The sequence below is a fragment of the Micromonospora sp. 4G55 genome, assembly GCF_016803375.1.
This window is the reverse complement of sequence record NZ_JAEVHN010000056.1, coordinates 1-18,804: the sequence shown is the minus strand read 5'-3', so window position 1 is coordinate 18,804 and position 18,804 is coordinate 1. Positions and strand designations below refer to the sequence as shown.

The 18,804-nt window shown below is 71.6% G+C and carries 13 protein-coding genes and 5 pseudogenes; 11 read left to right on the top strand and 7 right to left on the bottom strand.

The genetic code is table 11. The features are described from left to right. Both coaE and rpsA read right to left on the bottom strand, forming a co-directional pair. Positions 1 to 1,077: dephospho-CoA kinase (gene coaE / locus JNW89_RS07825; protein ID WP_238448354.1), on the bottom strand; the 1,077-nt coding region annotated here is incomplete at its 3' end. A 380-nt stretch (positions 1,078 to 1,457) separates the two neighbouring features. Next, a pseudogene (rpsA, locus tag JNW89_RS07820) lies at positions 1,458 to 2,947 on the bottom strand (30S ribosomal protein S1). Positions 2,948 to 3,385: 438 nt separating this feature from the next. Here rpsA and JNW89_RS07815 point away from each other — a divergent pair. The 3 genes from JNW89_RS07815 to JNW89_RS07805 are packed head-to-tail and all read left to right on the top strand — an operon-like array spanning position 3,386 to position 4,890. Beyond that, complete coding sequence (locus JNW89_RS07815; protein ID WP_238448353.1) at positions 3,386 to 4,189, top strand: class I SAM-dependent methyltransferase; 804 nt, start codon at positions 3,386 to 3,388, stop codon at positions 4,187 to 4,189. A 58-nt stretch (positions 4,190 to 4,247) separates the two neighbouring features. Further along, on the top strand, positions 4,248 to 4,469 hold the full coding sequence (locus JNW89_RS07810; RefSeq protein ID WP_238448352.1) for a DUF2945 domain-containing protein: 222 nt from the start codon (positions 4,248 to 4,250) through the stop codon (positions 4,467 to 4,469). After that, positions 4,456 to 4,890 carry a DUF3140 domain-containing protein gene (locus JNW89_RS07805; RefSeq protein WP_179805808.1) on the top strand — a complete coding sequence of 145 codons (435 nt, stop codon included), beginning with the start codon at positions 4,456 to 4,458 and terminating at the stop codon, positions 4,888 to 4,890. Before JNW89_RS07810 ends, JNW89_RS07805 begins: the two co-directional genes overlap by 14 nt. A gap of 94 nt (positions 4,891 to 4,984) precedes the next feature. Here JNW89_RS07805 and polA read toward each other — a convergent pair. Then, positions 4,985 to 7,685: pseudogene (gene polA / locus JNW89_RS07800) on the bottom strand (DNA polymerase I). A gap of 214 nt (positions 7,686 to 7,899) precedes the next feature. On the opposite strand from polA, the gene JNW89_RS07795 reads away from it, so the two are divergent. The 8 genes and pseudogenes from JNW89_RS07795 (at position 7,900) to JNW89_RS07760 (ending at position 15,258) form a co-directional block, all read left to right on the top strand. Then, positions 7,900 to 8,112 carry an acyl carrier protein gene (locus JNW89_RS07795; RefSeq protein WP_238448351.1) on the top strand — a complete coding sequence of 71 codons (213 nt, stop codon included), beginning with the start codon at positions 7,900 to 7,902 and terminating at the stop codon, positions 8,110 to 8,112. Continuing rightward, on the top strand, positions 8,109 to 9,317 hold the full coding sequence (locus JNW89_RS07790) for a PLP-dependent aspartate aminotransferase family protein (protein ID WP_238448350.1): 1,209 nt from the start codon (positions 8,109 to 8,111) through the stop codon (positions 9,315 to 9,317). The genes JNW89_RS07795 and JNW89_RS07790 overlap by 4 nt, the downstream gene beginning before the upstream one ends. Positions 9,318 to 9,345: 28 nt before the next feature. After that, a pseudogene (locus JNW89_RS07785) lies at positions 9,346 to 9,896 on the top strand (hypothetical protein). 121 nt (positions 9,897 to 10,017) lie between these two features. Continuing rightward, positions 10,018 to 10,392, top strand: coding sequence for a PadR family transcriptional regulator (locus JNW89_RS07780; protein ID WP_238448349.1), 375 nt, complete (start codon positions 10,018 to 10,020; stop codon positions 10,390 to 10,392). Continuing rightward, a complete protein-coding gene (locus JNW89_RS07775) occupies positions 10,389 to 11,762 on the top strand; it encodes a permease prefix domain 1-containing protein (RefSeq protein WP_238448348.1) in 1,374 nt (457 codons plus the stop codon). The genes JNW89_RS07780 and JNW89_RS07775 overlap by 4 nt, the downstream gene beginning before the upstream one ends. A 308-nt stretch (positions 11,763 to 12,070) precedes the next feature. Beyond that, a pseudogene (locus JNW89_RS07770) lies at positions 12,071 to 12,805 on the top strand (class I SAM-dependent methyltransferase); the annotation flags it as partial. 123 nt (positions 12,806 to 12,928) lie between these two features. Then, entirely contained in the window at positions 12,929 to 13,726 is a 798-nt protein-coding gene (locus tag JNW89_RS07765; RefSeq protein WP_238448347.1) for a maleylpyruvate isomerase family mycothiol-dependent enzyme, read from the top strand. Positions 13,727 to 13,914: 188 nt separating this feature from the next. Next, complete coding sequence (locus JNW89_RS07760; RefSeq protein ID WP_238448346.1) at positions 13,915 to 15,258, top strand: glycoside hydrolase family 18 protein; 1,344 nt, start codon at positions 13,915 to 13,917, stop codon at positions 15,256 to 15,258. Positions 15,259 to 15,346: 88 nt separating this feature from the next. On the opposite strand, the gene JNW89_RS07755 is transcribed toward JNW89_RS07760, so the two are convergent. The 4 genes and pseudogenes from JNW89_RS07755 to JNW89_RS07740 form a co-directional block, all read right to left on the bottom strand. Beyond that, positions 15,347 to 15,637: a hypothetical protein gene (locus JNW89_RS07755; RefSeq protein WP_238448345.1), complete on the bottom strand. Its 291-nt coding sequence runs from the start codon at positions 15,635 to 15,637 to the stop codon at positions 15,347 to 15,349. Positions 15,638 to 15,960: 323 nt separating this feature from the next. Beyond that, positions 15,961 to 16,902 (bottom strand): sensor histidine kinase, encoded by a 942-nt coding sequence (locus JNW89_RS07750; RefSeq protein WP_238448344.1) that lies wholly within the window; start codon positions 16,900 to 16,902, stop codon positions 15,961 to 15,963. Between the two features lie 117 nt (positions 16,903 to 17,019). Continuing rightward, complete coding sequence (locus tag JNW89_RS07745; protein WP_238448343.1) at positions 17,020 to 18,348, bottom strand: PP2C family protein-serine/threonine phosphatase; 1,329 nt, start codon at positions 18,346 to 18,348, stop codon at positions 17,020 to 17,022. Between the two features lie 240 nt (positions 18,349 to 18,588). After that, positions 18,589 to 18,804: pseudogene (locus tag JNW89_RS07740) on the bottom strand (glycosyl hydrolase); the annotation flags it as partial.

Below are 18,804 nucleotides of genomic sequence, written 5' to 3'. Positions count from 1 at the left end.
GGCCGCCAACTCCCGCTTCAGCAGCAGGTAGGCGGCCCGCTGGTCCGGGTCGGCGCGCAGGTGGTCCCGCATCAGCAGGGCGTACCGCCAGCCGGGCGAGTCGACCACCCGCAGGTGCAGGTAGGCCGGGCGCCCCGGGTCGGCGCTGCCGTGGAACCGCTTGGCCCACCGCCCGCTGCCGGCCGGGCGGGGGCTGTCCCACCAGTCGCCGGGCAGCCGCGGGAAGCCGGCCCGGGCGAGCCGCTCGGCGAGCGGCCCGTCCGCCTCGTCGAGCGACGACACGGTCACCTGGATGTCGATCACGTCCTTGGCGGCCAGGCCGGGGACGGCGGTCGAGCCGATGTGGTCCACCCGCAGGTTCGCCGGGGCGACGGCGTGCCGGATCCGGGCGGCCAGCCGGGCGTACTGCTGGGGCCAGGTCGGGTCCGGCTCGGTCAGCACGACCCGCTCCGGGCGGGCCACCCGGCCCGCACGCACGTTGCGCTCGTAGGGCAGCAACCGGTCCCGCCAGAGGGCGTCCACGGCGGCGTGCAGTTCATCGAGGGTGCCGTCGTTGCTGAACACCACGTCCGCCGCCGCGCGCCGGCGGGCGTCGTCGGCCTGCGCCGCGATCCGCCGCTCCGCCTCCGCGCGGGGCATCCCCCGGTCGCGTTCCAGTCGCTCCAGCCGGGTGGCGACGGCCGTCTGCACCACGACCACCAGGTGGTACGTCGGCGCGAGCCCCACCTCGACCAGCAGCGGCACGTCGTTGACCACCACCGCGTCCGAGGGCGCGGCGGCGGCCAGTTCGGCGGTACGTGCCCGCACCCGGGGATGGGTGATCGCCTCCAGCCGGCGGCGGGCCACCTCGTCGCCGAAGACCACCGCGCCCAGCGCCGCCCGGTCCAGCGCACCGTCGGCGTCGAGCACCCGGTCGCCGAAGGCGGCGACGATCTCCGCCAGCCCCTCGGAGCCCGGGGCGACCACCTCGCGGGCGATCCGATCCGCGTCGATGACCACCGCACCCCGCTCGGCCAGGCGGGCCGACACGGCGCTCTTGCCGGAGCCGATCCCTCCGGTCAGTCCCACCATCAGCACCGGGCCAGTCAACCGGATCACCGCCGCCACTACAAACCGCCCCGGCCGGGGGCGGCGATGTCCGCCGTTCGCGGCGTGTGGCGGTGTCCGGGCCGCGGAAAACCGCCACACGCCGCAACGGAGTGGATCAAGTCGCCCCTGGCGGCAACAGGCCGGGCACGGCGTGGCCGAGCTTCGCCGCGCACGGCCAGGCGCACGGCCAGGCGCGGCCAGGCGAGGCACCGCGTGAGCGGTGAGGGGGAACAGTCCGGAGACGCGCGAGGGCCCCGCCCCCGACGAACCGGTGGCTACCGGATCGCGGGAACGGGGCCCGTCGTCGTCAGTGACGGCTCCAGGTCACTGCGCGGCGTCAGCCGCGCCGAGCTGGAGTTGTCACAGGATCACTTGCCGCCGGCGAGCTTCTCCCGCAGAGCGGCGAGCGCCTCGTCGGTGGCCAGGGTGCCGGCCGCTCCTCGGCCTGACGGCTCGGAGCCGTGCTGGTCGTGGTGGTGGTGCCACCGGTGACGGCCGGAGCCGGGTTGGCAGCGGCCTCGGCGTCGGCCGCGCGAGAGGTCTGCACCTGCTTGGTGTGGGCCTCCCAGCGCTGACGCGCCTCGGCGTACTGGTTCTCCCAGGTCTCGCGCTGCTTGTCGTACCCCTCGAGCCACTCGCCCGTCTCCGGGTCGAAGCCCTCCGGGTAGATGTAGTTGCCCTCGGCGTCGTACGTCGCGGCCATGCCGTAGAGGGTCGGGTCGAAGTGCTCCTCGCCCTCGACGAAGCCCTCGTTGGCCTGCTTGAGCGACAGCGAGATGCGGCGGCGCTCCAGGTCGATGTCGATGACCTTGACCATGACCTCGGAGCCGACCTGCACGACCTGCTCCGGGATCTCCACGTGGCGCTCGGCCAGCTCGGAGATGTGGACCAGGCCCTCGATGCCGTCGTCCACCCGGACGAAGGCGCCGAACGGCACCAGCTTGGTGACCTTACCCGGCACGATCTGCTGGATCGCGTGGGTGCGGGCGAACTGCCGCCACGGGTCCTCCTGGGTCGCCTTCAGCGACAGCGAGACCCGCTCGCGGTCCAGGTCGACGTCCAGGACCTCGACCTCGACCTCCTGGCCCACCTCGACGACCTCGGACGGGTGGTCGATGTGCTTCCAGGACAGCTCGGAGACGTGCACCAGGCCGTCCACGCCGCCCAGGTCGACGAACGCGCCGAAGTTGACGATCGAAGAGACGACGCCCTTGCGGACCTGCCCCTTCTGCAGCTTGTTGAGGAACTCGGTGCGCACCTCGGACTGCGTCTGCTCCAGCCAGGCACGGCGGGACAGGACCACGTTGTTGCGGTTCTTGTCCAGCTCGATGATCTTGGCTTCGAGCTCGCGGCCGACGTACGGCTGCAGGTCGCGCACCCGCCGCATCTCGACCAGGGAGGCGGGCAGGAAGCCGCGCAGCCCGATGTCGAGGATGAGGCCACCCTTGACCACCTCGATGACCGAACCGCGGACGACGCCGTCCTCGTCCTTGATCTTTTCGATCGTGCCCCAGGCCCGCTCGTACTGCGCCCGCTTCTTGGAGAGGATCAGACGACCCTCCTTGTCCTCCTTCTGGAGGACCAGGGCCTCGATGTGGTCACCAACCGAGACGACCTCGGCGGGGTCCACGTCGTGCTTGATCGACAACTCCCGAGAGGGAATGACGCCCTCGGTCTTGTAGCCGATGTCGAGCAGGACCTCGTCCCGATCGACCTTGACGACGGTGCCTTCGACAATGTCGCCGTCGTTGAAGTACTTGATGGTCTCGTCGATCGCGGCGAGGAAAGCCTCCTCGGAACCGAGATCGTCGTGGGTGACCCGGGTGGCGCTCGAGGGGGCCTCGATGCTGCTCGTCATGTGGGCGGTTGCTCCGGTCGGATGGGTTGTCACAGCAGGCGTGGTGTCGCGGTGACCATTTCGCGCCAGCGGATCCGCCATCGGGCACACCGAACGATCGCCAAGTGAAGATCATTAGTGGCTCCGGTGACCGCGCACCTGCTCCCTGCCGAGGCACACGATCCGCGAGCGCATCGTCTAGCCTACCCGCTGCATTACCACAGCGTGCAAGGCCTCCCGTGTCCTCGCGACCTCGTCAGCTGCGAAAGCGGAGATTTCGGTGGAAAAGCGTCTCGACTGTCTCCTGCGTCACAGCCGTCCCACCACGCAGAGAAGGTAGCGCACCGCCGCGGCGCGCGCAGACCGCCCTCGCCCGCCACCGCCTGCCGTACCGATCGCGGCCGAATCCGCCGGCCGGTCGCCGTCGGCGTGGACCGGGCCAGGGCCTAGCGTGAGCGGGTGGACGACGACAGGGTGACCCGACGGCGGGTCGGCGACGCGGAGACCCGCCGGGCCAACCGGGGCTGGTGGGACACCGACGCCGACGACTACCAGGCCGAGCACGGCGCCTTCCTCGGCGACACGGACTTCGTCTGGTGCCCGGAGGGCCTGCGCGAGGCCGACGCCCGGCTCCTCGGCGACGTCGCCGGACGCCGGGTGCTGGAGGTGGGCTGCGGCGCCGCGGCCTGCGCCCGCTGGCTGGCCACCCAGGGCGCCCGGCCGGTCGCCTTCGACCTCTCCGCCGGGATGTTGCGGCACGCCGCGCAGGCGGCCGACCGCACCGGGGTACGCGTGCCGCTGGTGCAGGCCGACGCGTTGGCGCTGCCGTTCGCCGACGGGGCGTTCGACATCGCCTGCACCGCGTTCGGCGCGATCCCCTTCGTCGACGACTCGGCCGCGCTGATGGCCGAGGTGGCCCGGGTGCTGCGCCCGGGTGGCCGGTGGGTGTTCTCGGTGACCCACCCGATGCGGTGGATCTTCCTGGACGACCCGGGCGAGGGGGGCCTGACCGCCGTGCACTCGTACTTCGACCGCTCCCCCTACGTCGAGCAGGACGACGCGGGCGTGGCCACCTACGTCGAGCAGCACCGCACCCTGGGCGATCGGATCCGCGAACTGGTCGGCGCCGGGTTCCGGCTGGTGGATCTGGTGGAGCCGGAGTGGCCGGCGGGGCACCAGGGGATCTGGGGGCAGTGGAGCCCGCTGCGCGGGCGGCTCTTCCCCGGCACCGCCATCTTCGTCACCGACAAACCCGCCGGCTGACCACGCCGCACGTCTGGGGGCGTCGTTTCGGGGCATCGACGGCGGGTACCCGCCCGGCATGGCCGAGCAGAGGGAATTCCGCGAGGGTGACCACGTCTCCTGGGCCAGTCACAGCGGCCGGGCGTACGGCGTGGTCAAGGAGAAGTTGATCGACCGGACGCACGTACGCGGGCACGCCGTCAACGCGACGGAGGACGAGCCGCAGTACCGGATCCGCAACGACGACTCGGGCCGCGACGTGGCCCACCGACCGGAGGCGTTGCGTCATGAGCAGAGGTGACGACGGCCGGGACACGTACCAGGAGTTCGCCGAGGCGGTGAACATGAAGCCCGGCGAGATCTCCTCCTGGCTGGAGACCGACGAGTCGAAGCAGGTCGGCTGGCACAAGGGCGGCCGCTCCGGGGGCGGCGAGTCGGTGGGGCACGAATCCGGCCGAAAGATCATCGACCTGTTGCGGCGCAAGCGCGGCGACCTGTCCGAGGGCGACTACAAGCACATGCGCAAGGTGGTCGGCTACGTCCGCCGGCACATGGCCCAGCGCCCCTCCGGCGACGTACGCGACACCAAGTGGCGCTGGTCCCTGATGAACTGGGGTCACGACCCCCTCAAGGGTCCGCTGCCGCCCCCGGGCGGCCCGTCCCGGCGCGCCCTCGAGCGGCACGGCACCCCGCCGAAGGAGCGCCGGGGACCCGGACGCTGACCCGCGCCCTTCCGCCGGCGACCGGAGACGGGAGTTCCCCGAGGCCGCGAGGCGCTGCCTCGCGGCCCGGCGGACCCGACCCGGCGAAGGCCGGTCAGTGGTCGGCGCTGTTCCAGTCCCGCCCCTCGCCGACCGACACCTCCAGCGGCACCGACAGCGGGTACGCCGCACCCATCTCCCGGCGCACCAGCGCCTCCAGGGTCTCCCGCTCGCCCGGCGCCACCTCGAAGACCAGCTCGTCGTGCACCTGGAGCAGCATCCGGGAGCGCAGCCCGGCGTCGCGCAGCGCGGTGTCGACGTGCAGCATGGCGACCTTGATGATGTCGGCCGCGGAGCCCTGGATCGGGGCGTTGAGCGCCATCCGCTCGGCGATGTCCCGGCGCTGCCGGTTGTCGCTGACCAGGTCGGGGAGGTAACGCCGGCGACCGAGGATGGTGGAGGTGTAGCCGTCCTGCCGGGCCCGGGCGACCACCTCGTGCAGGTAGTCGCGGATCCCGCCGAACCCGGCGAAGTAGTTCTCCATCAGCCCGCGCGCCTCCTCGGCGCTGATCCCCAGCTGCTGGGAGAGACCGAACGCGCTCAGCCCGTACGCCAGGCCGTAGTTCATGGCCTTGATCTTGCGGCGCTGGTCGGGGGTGACCTCGCCGACCGGCACGTCGAAGACCGACGAGGCGGTGGCGGCGTGGAAGTCGTGGCCGGAGTTGAACGCCTCGATCAACGCGTCGTCCGACGACAGGTGCGCCATGATCCGCATCTCGATCTGGCTGTAGTCGGCGGTGAGCAGGCACTCGTAGCCCTCCCCCACCACGAAGGCCCGGCGGATCCGCCGCCCCTCCTCCGTGCGGATGGGGATGTTCTGCAGGTTGGGCTCGGTGGACGAGAGCCGACCGGTCGCCGCCACCGTCTGGTTGAAGGTGGTGTGGATCCGGCCGTCGTCCGAGACGGACTTGAGCAGGCCGTCCACGGTCGACTTGAGCTTGGCGACGTCCCGGTGGCGCAGCAGGTGCTCCAGCACCGGGTGCGGGTTCTGCGCGTAGAGCCACTGGAGGGCGTCGGCGTCCGTGGTGTAGCCGGTCTTGATCTTCTTGGTCTTGGGCAGGCCCAGCTCGCCGAAGAGGATCTCCTGCAACTGCTTGGGCGAGCCGAGGTTGAACTCCCGGCCCACCGCCTCGTACGCGCCCTGCGCCGCGGCCTTCACCTCGGCGGCGAAGTGCGCCTCCAGTTCCGACAGGTACTGCGTGTCGGCGGCGATGCCGATCCGCTCCATGCCGGCGAGCACCCGCATCAGCGGCAGCTCCACCCCGGCCATCAGCCGGTTGGGCTGCTCGCCGTCGCGGGACAGCTCCGCGTCGATCGCGTCGGCCAGGTCGAGGGTGGCCCGGGCCTGGAGCATGAGGTTCTGCTCGACGACGCCCTCGTCGCCCAGCCCGTCGAGGGTGAGCTGGCCGGTCTCCGGGGCGTCGACCCGCAGCTCGCGGTGCAGGTAGCGCAGGGCCAGGTCGGTCAGGTCGTAGGAACGCTGGTCGGGGCGGGCCAGGTAGGCGGCGATCTGGGTGTCCCGCGCGATGCCCTCCAGCGACCAGCCGTGCGCGGCCAGCGCCAGCACCGCCGGCTTGCTGTCGTGCAGCACCTTGGGGCGCTGCGGGTCGGCCAGCCAGCCGGCCAGCGCCGACTCGTCGCCCGGCGCCAGCCCGGCCGGGTCGAACCAGGCCGCCGCGCCGCCGGCGGTGGCGAGCGCCATGCCGGTGACCGAGGCGGTGTGCCGGCGGTTCGGGCCGGCTGTCGAGCTTGACCGCCAGCCCCACCGGGGTGCCGACCGGGGCGTGCGTCTCCAGCCAGCCGGCCAGCGCGCCCGGCTCGGTCAGCACCTCGCCGGCCAGGTCGAACCCGGCCTCGGCCTCCGGCTCGACGGCCTCCAGGTACTGGTAGAGGCGGTCGCGCAGGATGCGGAACTGGAGGGTGTCGAAGACCTGGTGCACGGCCTCCCGGTCCCAGCCGGTCCAGCGGGCGTCCTCGGGACGCAGCGGCAGGTCGAGGTCGGAGACCAGGCAGTTGATCTCATAGTTGCGGATCACCCGGGACAGCTGGGCCCGCAGGTTGTCGCCGGCCTTGCCCTTGATCGCGTCGGCGCTGGCGACCACACCGTCGACGCCGCCGTACAGGTTGATCCACTTGGCGGCGGTCTTCGGGCCGACGCCGTCGACGCCGGTGAGGTTGTCGCTGTCCTCGCCGACCAACGCAGCCAGGTCGCGGTAGCGCTCGGGGCCGACGCCGTACTTCGCCTCGACCGCGGCCGGGTCCATCCGGGCCAGGTCGGAGACGCCCTTGCGCGGGTAGAGCAGGGTGACCCGCTCGCCGACGAGCTGGAGGGCGTCCCGGTCGCCGCTGCTGATCAGCACCTCCATGCCCTGGTCGCGGGCCTGGCAGGCGAGCGTGGCGATGACGTCGTCGGCCTCGAAGCCCTCCTTCTCCACCACCGGGACGCGCAGCGCGTCGAGGACCTCCTTGATCAGGCTGACCTGGCCCTTGAAGTCGGTCGGGGTCTCCTTGCGGCCGGCCTTGTACTCGGCGTACTTCTCGGTGCGGAAGGAGCGGCGGGAGACGTCGAAGGCGACGACGATGTGCGTCGGCTGCTCGTCGCGGAGCACGTTGATGAGCATCGAGGTGAAGCCGTAGACCGCGTTGGTCGGCTGCCCGGTCGTGGTGGAGAAGTTCTCCACCGGCAGGGCGTGGAAAGCCCGGTATGCCATCGAGTGTCCGTCGACGAGGAGCAGGCGCGGGGTCGTAGCTGTCACGGCAGCGACTCTAGTCGCAACGCCCGACATCTCCGGCCGGCGGCACCGCGCTCGGCGGAGGGAAACCGACATCCGGGCAGACGCCGGACGGCCGCCCGCCCCCTGGGGGACGGACGGCCGCCGACGCTACGACGCGGCTCAGGCCACGCCGAGGTACGCCTCCTTGACCGCCGGGTCGGTGAGCAGGTCCTGACCGGACGATCTTCACGTCGGGGTGGCTGGCCATGTACTCCTTGTAGAGCTCGGGGTGGCGCCGGCCGACCCGGCAACCGGGTTCCAGGCTGCCGGCGGGGACTCGCTGCGCGCCCTGCGGCTGGTCACGGTGCTGCGCCAGCGCCACGGCAGCGACCTGACGCTGCCGGAGTTCACGGCGCTGGGCAGCTACGGCGCGCTGGTGGCCCGGGGCGCCCGGCAGGAGCAGCGGTGACCGGCTTCGGCACCATCGCGGTGCACGGCGACGACGGTCTCGTCCCCGGTCAGGCGGTGGCCCCGCCGATCGTGCAGAGCGCGACCTTCAGCGCCGAGTCCGACGAGCAGTTCACCGCGATCGCCACCGAGACCCGGGGCAGCGCCTTCTACACCCGGTACGGCAACCCGAACCACCGACAGGTGGCCGCCGTGGTCGCCGAGCTGGAGGGCGCGGACACAGGTCTGGTCACCGCCTCCGGGATGGGGGCGATCAGCACGGTCGCGCTGGCCCTGCTCTCCGCCGGGGACCACGTGGTGGTGCAGCGCAGCACGTACGGCGGCACCACCTCGCTCGCCACCGGCCTGTTGCCGCGCTTCGGGGTCTCGTGCACGCAGGTCGACCAGACCGACATCGGCGCGTTCGAGCGGGCGATGCGTCCGCGGACCCGGCTGGTGCTGGTGGAGACGCCGAGCAATCCCCTGCTGGAACTGACCGACCTGACGGCCGTGGTGGAGTTGGCCCATGCGGCGGGTGCGCTGGTGGTGGTCGACAACACCTTCGCCACGCCGGTGAACCAACGTCCGACGAGCGCCGGGGCGGACCTGGTCTGGCACAGCGGCACGAAGTTCCTCGGCGGCCACTCCGACGTGTCGGCGGGGGTGGTCGTCGGCTCCGCCGAGCTGATCGAGCGGGTGTGGCAGACGGCGATCGTCACCGGCAGCACCCTCGGCCCGGTGGACGCCTGGCTGCTGCTGCGCGGTATCCGTACGTTGCCGCTGCGGGTGCAACGGCACAACGCCAACGCTCTCGCGCTGGCCGAGGCCCTTCAGGGGCACCCGGCGGTGGCCCGGGTCCGCTACCCGGGGCTGCCGTCGCATCCCCAGCACGCCCTGGCCCGCAGGCAGATGACCGGCTTCGGTGGGGTGCTCAGCATCGACCTCCAGGCCGGTCGGGCGGGGGCCGCCGCGCTGCTGGCCGGGCTCAGGTTGGCCAAGCGGGCGGCCAGCCTGGGCAGCGTCAGCACGCTGGTGGTGCACCCCCGGTCGATGTGGGCGGGGATCGTGGCCGCCGAACAGCTCGCCGCCAGCGGCATCTCCGACGGGCTGGTCCGCGTCTCCACCGGCATCGAGGACACCGCCGACCTGGTGGACGACTTCCTCGCGGCGCTGGACAAGGCGGCCGATGCCGGTCAGCCGGCCGGTGCCCCGCGGCGGGGCGCATAGCCCAGGTCACCTCGGGAAAGTGCAGCGTATGGCCAGGTACACGAAGCCCGAGCTGAGAAACCAGATCAAGGAAGAGCTGCAGGCTTCCGACAAGGGCGGCCGGCCGGGGCAGTGGTCGCGCGCAAGTCGCAGCTGCTCACCAAGGAGTACCAGAAGCGCGGCGGAGGCTATCAGGGCCCGAAGGACGAGCGGCAGAAGTCCCTGCAACGGTGGGGCGCCGAGGACTGGCAGACCAGGAACGGCGCCACCCGGGCCCGCAAGGGCGGCGAAACCAAGCGTTACCTGCCCAAGCATGCCTGGGAACGACTCTCGGCGGACGAGCAGCGCGCAACGGACACCAAGAAGCGCGAGGCGTCCAGGTCCGGCAGGCAGTTCGTCGCCAACACCGCGCCCGCCAAACGCGCGCGCAAGGAGGCCGCATCGGTCGACCGGCTGTCGGAGGTGACGGTCGCCGAGGCGGCCGGGCTGGTCCGTGGTCTCGACACGGACGACCTCAAGGCGGCGCTGAAGCAGGAGCGCGCCGGCAAGAACCGCAAGACGCTCGTCCAACGGCTGCAGTCGGAACTCAAGCGCCGCTGACTCCGGGCGGTGCCGCAGCACATCGGCGATATCGCGTACGGCGAGAGCCCTCCCGTGATCCGTTGCGCGGCCGCCATACCTAGAACTACTATGCATTGCAGTTCTAGGGTTAGGTGGTCACATGCACATCACCAAGGATCTCGTCGCGGCCTCGGCGACCCCGCTCGTGCTGGGGATCCTCGCCGAGGGCGACAGCTACGGCTACGCGATCCTCAAGCAGGTCAACGAGTTGTCGGACGGGCAGCTGGAGTGGACCGACGGTCTGCTGTACCCGCTGCTGCACCGCCTAGAGCGGCTGGGGCACGTCGAGTCGGCCTGGGAGACCCCACCCGGAGGCCGCCGCCGCAAGTACTACCGCATCACCGACCAGGGTCGGGCCGAGCTCGCCGAGCAGCGCCGCCAGTGGGCCGCCGTCGTCGACGCCCTGCGGGGCGTCTGGAACGCCACCCAGTCCATCACGCCGATCATGGCACCGGCCTGGGAGGCGGGACGATGAGCGTCAACAGCGACAACGATCTGGAGGGCCAGATCGCCGAGTGGCGGGCCTACACGGACCGTCGCCGGGAGCTGCACCACACCGATGCCGAGGAGCTGGAAGACCACCTGCGCAGCCGGATCACCGAGCTGACCGAGGCGGGCCTGCGCGCCGACGAGGCGTTCCTCATCGCCGTGAAGCGGATGGGCAGCCTCGACGAGCTGTCGCGGGAGTTCGCTCGCGAGCATTCCGAGCGGCTGTGGAAGCAGCTCGTACTGCCCGGGGAGCCGGACACGCCCGCCGCCGCTCGTACCCGGCGGGAACTGCCCGTCATGGTGCTCTGCGCGGCCGTCGCGGCGCTCTCGATCAAGGTGCCGGCCCTGTTCGGCCTCGACCTGGCCTCGGGCGACCACGGCGCCTTCTACGCGCGGAACGTCAGCCTGTTCGCGCTGCCGGCGCTGGCCGCCTACTTCGCCTGGCAACGCCGGGTCGGCCCGCGCGTCATCGGGGTGCTCGCGGCGCTGTTCGTGCTCGGTGCGGTCGCCGCGAACGCGTACCCGCTGGCGGACGACTCGCAGACCCTGGTGCTGACGGCGATCCACCTGCCGCTCGCCCTGTGGCTGGTGGTCGGCGTCGCCTATGCGGGCGGCGACTGGCGTTCGGGCCGGCGGCGGATGGACTTCATCCGGTTCACCGGGGAATGGCTGATCTACTTCGCCCTCATCGGACTGGGTGGCGGCGTGCTCGCCGCCTTCACGGCGGGCACCTTCAACGCCATCGGCCTCGACGCCGAGGGATTCATCCAATCGTGGCTGATGCCGTGCGGGGCCACCGCCGCGGTCATCGTGGCGGCCTGGCTGGTGGAGGCGAAGCAGAGCGTCATCGAGAACATGGCGCCGGTGCTGACCCGCGTCTTCACCCCGCTGTTCGCGGTCGCCCTGCTGGCCTTCCTGGTCGCCATCGTCTGGACCAACAATGGCATCGACGTCGAGCGGGACGCGCTCATCCTGTTCGACCTGCTGCTGGTCGTCGTGCTGGGCCTGCTGTTGTACGCCATCTCCGCCCGTGACCTCACGGCCCGGGCCGGTCTCTTCGATCGCCTGCAGCTCGCGCTCGTCGTCAGCGCTCTGATCATCGACGCCCTGGTGCTGTTGGCCATCACCGGCCGGATCACCGAATGGGGCTTCAGTCCGAACAAGACCGCCGCCCTCGGCGAGAACGTCATCCTGCTCACCAACCTGGCGTGGTCGGCCTGGCTGTTCCTCGGCTTCATCCGTGGCCGCATGCCCTTCGCCCGCCTGGAACAGTGGCAGACCCGTTACGTGATCGTGTACGCGGTCTGGGCCTGGACGGTCGTCCTCGCCTTCCCGCTCGTGTTCGACTTCGCCTGAGCCGAATCCGACCCGCTCAACCCCGTCCGGGTGCCCGGCCGGGGTTGAGCGTCTCAGCCGAGCGGGTCGCGGACGCGGAACGGATGATGACCCGACGGTCGCCTCCTCGTCTCGGCGGAGTGGCCGCGTCGGGTGGTGGCTTGGTGGCGGCGTCGCCAGAATGACTGGCGGACAGCTGCTGCTGGATCGACGGCCGGCCAGTGTGGTCAAACGTGCGTACGTGACCTACTTTCCAGGGCAGCGACGCCAGGCCCCGTGCGCGGCGTGGGGCTGGTGACAGCCAGGGAGGCGGCGACATGTCCAGCGTGCAGGTGTACGACACCATCGGAGCCACCTACACCGTGACGCGGCGTACCGAGCCGCGGATCGCCGCAAGGGTCTGGGCGGCGCTCGGCGACGCACGGACGGTGTTGAACGTCGGGGCTGGCACCGGCTCCTACGAGCCCGCCGACCGTGACGTCACCGCGGTGGAACCGTCGACGCTCATGCGTGCGCAGCGCCCCGCCGGCGCGGCGCCGTGCGTGGCCGCCGCCGCGGAGAGCCTTCCGTTCGAGGACCAGTCCTTCGACGCGGCGATGGCTTTTGCCACCATCCATCACTGGCAGGACCCGATCGCGGGCCTGCGCGAGATGCGGCGCGTCGCTCGCCGCGTGGTGGTGTTCACGCACGACACCAGTGACACCGGATGGCTTCGCCGGTTCTGGCTCACTCGCGACTACCTTCCTGAAGTCGCGGACCTCCTTGTCGGCCGGCCTTCGCTGACCGAGCTGGCCAGCGCGATCGGAGCCCGCGTGGAGCCGGTGCTCATCCCGTGGGACTGCGTTGACGGCTTTTTCGAGGCCTACTGGCGCCGGCCCGAGGCGTACCTGGACGAGAGCGTCCGTCGCGGGGTGTCGGTCTGGGCCAGAGTCGGGCCGGACGCCGAGCGGAGGGCGGTGCACAGCCTCCGTGCTGACCTCGCCTCAGGTCGGTGGGCAGAACGCAACCGTGAGCTCGTCGATCTCGATGCAGCAGAGCTTGGCCTTCGCCTGCTCATCGCCTGAACCTGCCACATCCGGGTACGACTTCGCTGCCCGAAGCCATGGGCGGTCCAGGCCCCACTCGCATCGGTCAGACGCGCAATTCGCTGCTGTCCGGTGGTCGGAGCACGGTGATGGACAGCCGGGGTGGCAAAGACTCTGGAGTTCCCCGCCCTGCTGCGGCTGATCGACGAACGGTCGGTCGCGTTCCGCGCCGCGGTCGCCTCCGCGCCCAGCCTCGACGTGCGGGTGCCGACCTGCCCCGAGTGGACGCTGTTCGATCTGGCGCAGCACCTGGGTGAGGGGCGCCGCTCCTGGGCCGCCACCGTCGCCGCAGGGCCTACCGCCTCGGGCAGGTCCGCATCGGAGGGCCCGGCTGCGCCTCGGGAGCGCGAAGCCCTGCTGGCCTGGTTGGCCGCATCGACGCAGCAGCTACTGGACGCACTGCGGGAGGCCGGCCCGGATCGCGGTTGCTGGACGTGGTGGGGTGGGTCGCAGTCGCCGCAGGCCTGCGGTGCCGTCGCCCGGCACCAGCTCCAGGAGATCGCGGTGCACACCTACGACGCTCAGGTCACCCTGGGCGCCCCGCAGCCGCTGCCGGACGAGGTGGCACTCGATGGTGTCGACGAGTTCCTGTCCACCTGCTGCGCAACGACGGCCGCCTGGCCGCACCAGCCCGCTGCCGTCGATTACCACGCCACCGAGGGCCGCTCCTGGCGCCTCTGGCTCTCCGCCGACGGCGCCGGGGCCGCCCGCCTGCCCACACCGGGCACAATGCCCGCCACCGCTGCCGGCGAGGACCCGGACGCGGCCGACGCCTCCGCCCGAGGCACGGCCAGTGAGCTGGTCCTGTCCTTTTACGGCCGTATCCCGGTGGACTCCCTGAAGGTCGACGGCGACCGACGTCTCTTCGACCTGCTCATAGCCTGGGAACCGGACGAGTAGGACCTGACGCGCCGCCGGCCGGATGCGCTGGACCCAGCCTGCGGGGCATGGCAGTCCGTCGTTCCACCGGTGTCTGGTAGACGGCCTGACGGCCACGAATCAGCTCTTGACCCCGGAATGCCGATCCGCTTAGCGTCATCAATCAGAAAGGTCTCTTTACTAATTCCCTCCACGCCGTGGGAGTGCCGATGCGACCGTTCCGTCACCGCCGCCTCACCGCCGTCGTCGCCCTGGCGACCATGCTGGTCACCGCCGCCCCGCCGACGGCCGCCGGCGCGGACGACAGCCGGAACCGCCGTGCCGGTTACCACCGGGTCGGCTACTTCACCCAGTGGGGCATCTACGGCCGGGCCTTCCCGGTGAAGAAGCTGGACACCTCCGGGGCGGCAAGCCGCCTCACCCACGTCAACTACGCCTTCGGCAACGTCAGCGAGGACGGGCGCTGCTTCGTGGACGGTGGGCCGGGCGAGGGTGACGCCTGGGCCGACTACCAGCGTCCCGTCCCGGCGGAGGAGAGCGTCGACGGCGTCGCCGACACCTGGGGCGAACCGCTCAACGGCAACTTCGGCCAACTGGCCAAGCTCAAGGCCAAGCACCCCGGCCTGCAGGTGCTGATCTCGCTGGGCGGCTGGAGCTGGTCGACGTACTTCTCGAACGCCGCCCGCACCGACGCCTCCCGCAAGGCGTTCGTGGCCTCCTGCATCGACCTCTACCTCAAGGGCAACCTGCCGGTCCTCGACGGTGGCAGTGGCGGCCAGGGTGCCGCCGCCGGCGTCTTCGACGGCATCGACCTCGACTGGGAGTGGCCGAACTGGCCGGGTGAGCCCGGCAACGTGGTCCGGCCGGAGGACCGGCAGAACTTCACCGAACTGGTCGCCGAGTTCCGCCGGCAACTCGACGCGTACGGCCGGACGACCCGCAGGCACCACCCGCTGACCGCCTTCCTGCCGGCCAATCCGGCGACCATGGACGCCGGATACGAGGGTCGCGAGATCTTCCGGTACCTGGACTTCGCCACGGTGCAGGGGTACGACTTCCACGGCGCGTGGGACCCGGTGACCAACCAGCAGTCGGCGCTGCGCGTGCCGTCGGGGGCGCCGGACAACCCGGACTTCTCCGCCGAGGTGGCGATCGACGGCTGGCTCGCCCGTGGTGCGCCGCGGGAGAAGCTGGTCCTGGGCATCCCCTACTACGGCCGAGGCTGGACCGGTGTCAGCGGGAGCGGCAACGGGCTCTTCCAGCCCGCGACCGGTCCCGCGCCGGCCACCTTCGAGGCCGGGTACGAGGACTACCGACGGCTCAAGACCCTGGCCGGCAACGGCTTCACCGTCCACCGCGACCTTCGTGCCGGGCATGCCTGGTTGTTCGACGGCACGACCTTCTGGACGTACGACGATCCGGCGGTGGTGTTGCAGAAGACGCTGTACATCCGACGGGCCGGCCTGGCCGGAGCGATGGTCTGGTCGTTGGACGGCGACGACGACAACGCCACGTTGACCAAGACGATCGGCCTCGGGCTGGCGACGCCGTAGCCACGGGCCGCGGCCGTGGTAGCGCTCCTAGCAGGCACTCCCCTGGGAACCGCTGGTGCTGCCGGCGGCGGTGATGGGAGGTTCGGCGTCAGTGGCCCTGCCGGTCGGACGCCCACCGGTCGAGTTCCTCGCGAACGGCGGCGGCACCGGCCGGCACCACCTGACTCGCGGTGGCGGAGACGGCGTCCTGCATCTCGTCCGCCAGCCAGGCCGGGCCACTGCCGGCCGCCCGCAGCTGCGCCAGGCCTGCCCGGCCCAGCACCACGGCGGCGACGAAGTAGCCCCCGGTGAGTCCCGCGGTGGCCAGTTTGCGGGGCAGGAAGGTCTCCAGCAGGCGCAGCGCGTCGCCGAGGCAGCCCCGGCTCCCAGGACCACACATCCTCCGGCGGTGGCGAGCAGCGCCAGACCGGCCCCCGCCGGACGAACCGCCCTCAGGAGGTGCGTGCGTACCTCGCGGACCTCCGCACGCACCACCTCCGCCACCTCGGCAGCCAAGCGGTCGGTCGGACCGGCCGCCCGTCCGAATCCGCCGGACCGTCCCGCTGCCGCATCACTCATGGGCCCGCTCCTCCTCCGCTGGGGGCAGGCGCTTACCCATGAAACGTCACCGCCATACCTGTCCCGACGCGCGGGGCGGAGGCTGGGACGAAGGCGACAAGCTGGCTGCGGGGGTCGAACTGTGCCCGGACGCGGTCATCCCGCTCAGCGGTGCATGTGCAGGCGGATCGTGGTGGCACCGGGCCTGGTGTGGACGCGCACGAGATCGCAGAGTTGGTTGACCAGGACGAGTCCTCGGCTGCCCGGCTGCCGTGGCGGCACGGGAAGCCGGCCGGCGAGCGGATTCGTGATGTGCCCGGTGTCGGTGAGCTGGCAGATCAGCCGCGTGCCGTCGGTCCAGGCCGCGAGGGTGCCGCCCCCGGTGGTGTGTCTGACCGTGTTCACCGCCAGTTCGTTGACCGCCAGGGTCAGGTCCGAGACCCGGTCCGGGTGCAGCCCGGCGGCGACGGCGTGCGCGGTCACGAACCGGCGGATGGCCGGGAGAGCGTGCACGTCGATGGCGATGGTGGCCGCCCGGGCGGGCGGATCCGGCAGCGGCAGGTTGAACCCGGCGGCCACCGCGACCGGGTCCGCGTAGTACGGGCTCGCCCACTCCGCGCCGTCCTTCTGCAGGACGGGGTGGGTGCGGCAGGCGTCGTCGAGCCAGCTCCGGTCCAGGCGACTGGTGTCGTAGGGACAGAGGATGGTGGCCTGCCGACCGGCGAACGCCGCGTTGATCAGGGCCTCGTGCTGGGCGCAGGCGGGGTATTCGACAGCGGTCCGGCCGGCCCAGATGGGTTCGCCGATGATGCGTACCCGCTTGTCCGGGTGCGCGGCGGCGAAGGCGAGCAGGACGCCGGGAATGATCCGCCCCGGGTTGCGCCCGGCCTCGCTCATGTCGTGCAACTGCACCCGGTCCGCGTCGACACCGAGCGCGGTACGGATCTGGTGGAGGTTCTCCCCGGGAACCGCAACCATGACCGGTTCGTCGGCGGCGAGGCCGGCGTGGATGAACGGCACCGTGCCGGCCAGGTACTCCTCGCGGTCGCCGTAGAAGAGGGCGGGGTGGACGAAACTGTCGGTCCTGGTGGCGACCGAAATGCTCATGCGGCAGCCTCCGAGTGCGTGGTCCAGCCGCCTCGTCGGGCCACCGCAGCGTCAGTCCGGGGTACCTGGTTGGCACCGGTCAGGTGAAGTGTACGGGCGGGGCGACGTAACGGCCGGTCAGACCCGACCCGGCCCCGGCTGCCGCTGCGGGCCCGGCCCCGGCTGCCGCCGCTGCCGGACCGGACGAGTCCCGCCGGCGGCGGCCCGGCGGTGCCGGTCGGCGCCAGGGCTCACCCGTGACCTGCCGGTCGCCTGGATGGCGAGCAGGGCGATGTCGTCGGTCGGCTGTTCGCCGGCGAGTGTGGTCATGATGCGGGCGCAGACCGCTTCGGCGGCACCTGGTTCGACGGCCGCGCAGAGCCGCTCGATGCCGGTGTCGATGACTTCGCCGCGGCGTTCGACCAGCCCGTCGGTGTAGCAGACCAGCACCGCGTCGGCAGGGAACGCGACCTCGGTGTATCGGCGGGCCGGTCGATCCGGGCGCACGCCCAGTGGAAGATCGACTGGGAGATTCAGCGACTCGGCGGGCCGTGCCGGTGTGGCCAGCACGGGCTGCAGGTGCCCGGCGAGGGACATCCGAATGGTGGTGCGGTCCGGGGAGATCATCGCGTACAGGACCGTGGCGAGGTTCCCGGCCTCGAAGTGGTGGATCTTGCGGTCCAGCAGGGTCAGCGCGCTCGCCGGATCGTCGCAGATCAAGGCGTACGCGCGCAGCGCGCTGCGCAGGCGCCCCATCACGACCGCCGAGCGCAGCCCGTGTCCCGACACGTCGCCGATGACGACGCCCAGCCAACCGGACGGGAGGGTGAACACGTCGTACCAGTCACCGCCCACGCCGGCGTCATGGCCGGGCACATAACGGGCGGCCATGTCCACGCCGGGCGCATCGGGCAGGTGGGTGGGCAGCAGGCTGCGTTGCAGGGCGAGGGCGGCGGTGCGGTCGATGCTGCTGGCCCGGCTCCGGCTGGCCAGGCTCGCCCGATCGGCGGCGAGTTGGAGCACCTGCACGTCGTCGTCGGTGAATCGGTGCGGCTGGAGGCAGCCGACGTGCAGTACGCCGATCACCTCGCCGCCGGCGAGCATGGGCACGCCCAACAGCGAGCAGACCCCTCTGTCGAACAGCACCGGGTCGTCCGCGGCCGTGACCTCGTCCAGCACGATGGACTGCTTCTCCCGGGCGATCCGGCCGGCGAACCCCCGGCCGACGGAGAGCCGCGAGCCCTGCCGGACCTCGTCGGCCAACCCTCTCGCCGCGGCGGCCACGAACTGCTGGGCGTGCACGTCCACCAGCAGGATGGCGGCGGTGTCGACCCCCAACACCTCTCGCACCCGATCGAGGAGTTCGTCGAGAAGGTCGTCGACGTCAAGCTTGGACAGCGCGGCATCGGTGATCGCCTCGATACGGCGCAGCCGCTCGTCGCTCCCGCCACCCTGCACGCCAATCACGGCAGAAGCCTAGTCCTCCCCGGGCCCGGGGCAGCCCCTCAGGCGCTCAGTCTGGCGTCGACCTCGGGTACGGCGACGAAGTTGCCGCCTGTCGCGCACCGCCACCATCACTTCATCCCGCTGATCTCGGGGTGGTTCATCCCGACGAATCGGTCATCGGGGTGACCGGCGCTCGTCCACCCCGGCAGGGTGGTGCGGGCTGACCGCCGGCTCCGCCGCCGCACCGAGCAGAACATGCTCCTACCGGACGTCGACGGAGACCGGCGCGCTGAGTCGGCCCTCGTTGCCGCTGCGATCCAGTCCGGACACGCAGTAGGAGAGCGGGCGGTCGGCGGGGGCGGTGCGGTCGACCCAGCCGGTCCCCCGGGCGGTGCCGACGAGCCGGGCCGCGTCGCCGTCCACCCGGTAGACGGCGAAGCTCGCGGCACCGGCTCCGCGCCAGGTCAGCGCCACCCC

Bases quoted from the DNA above. Each gene is read 5' to 3' on its own strand.
- JNW89_RS07810 (WP_238448352.1), top strand. From the start codon at position 4,248: ATGGCCGAGCAGAGGGAATTCCGCGAGGGTGACCACGTCTCCTGGGCC.
- JNW89_RS07805 (WP_179805808.1), top strand. From the start codon at position 4,456: ATGAGCAGAGGTGACGACGGCCGGGACACGTACCAGGAGTTCGCCGAG.
- JNW89_RS07780 (WP_238448349.1), top strand. From the start codon at position 10,018: ATGCACATCACCAAGGATCTCGTCGCGGCCTCGGCGACCCCGCTCGTG.
- JNW89_RS07775 (WP_238448348.1), top strand. From the start codon at position 10,389: ATGAGCGTCAACAGCGACAACGATCTGGAGGGCCAGATCGCCGAGTGG.
- JNW89_RS07760 (WP_238448346.1), top strand. From the start codon at position 13,915: ATGCGACCGTTCCGTCACCGCCGCCTCACCGCCGTCGTCGCCCTGGCG.
- JNW89_RS07755 (WP_238448345.1), bottom strand. From the start codon at position 15,637: ATGTGTGGTCCTGGGAGCCGGGGCTGCCTCGGCGACGCGCTGCGCCTG.
- JNW89_RS07750 (WP_238448344.1), bottom strand. From the start codon at position 16,902: ATGAGCATTTCGGTCGCCACCAGGACCGACAGTTTCGTCCACCCCGCC.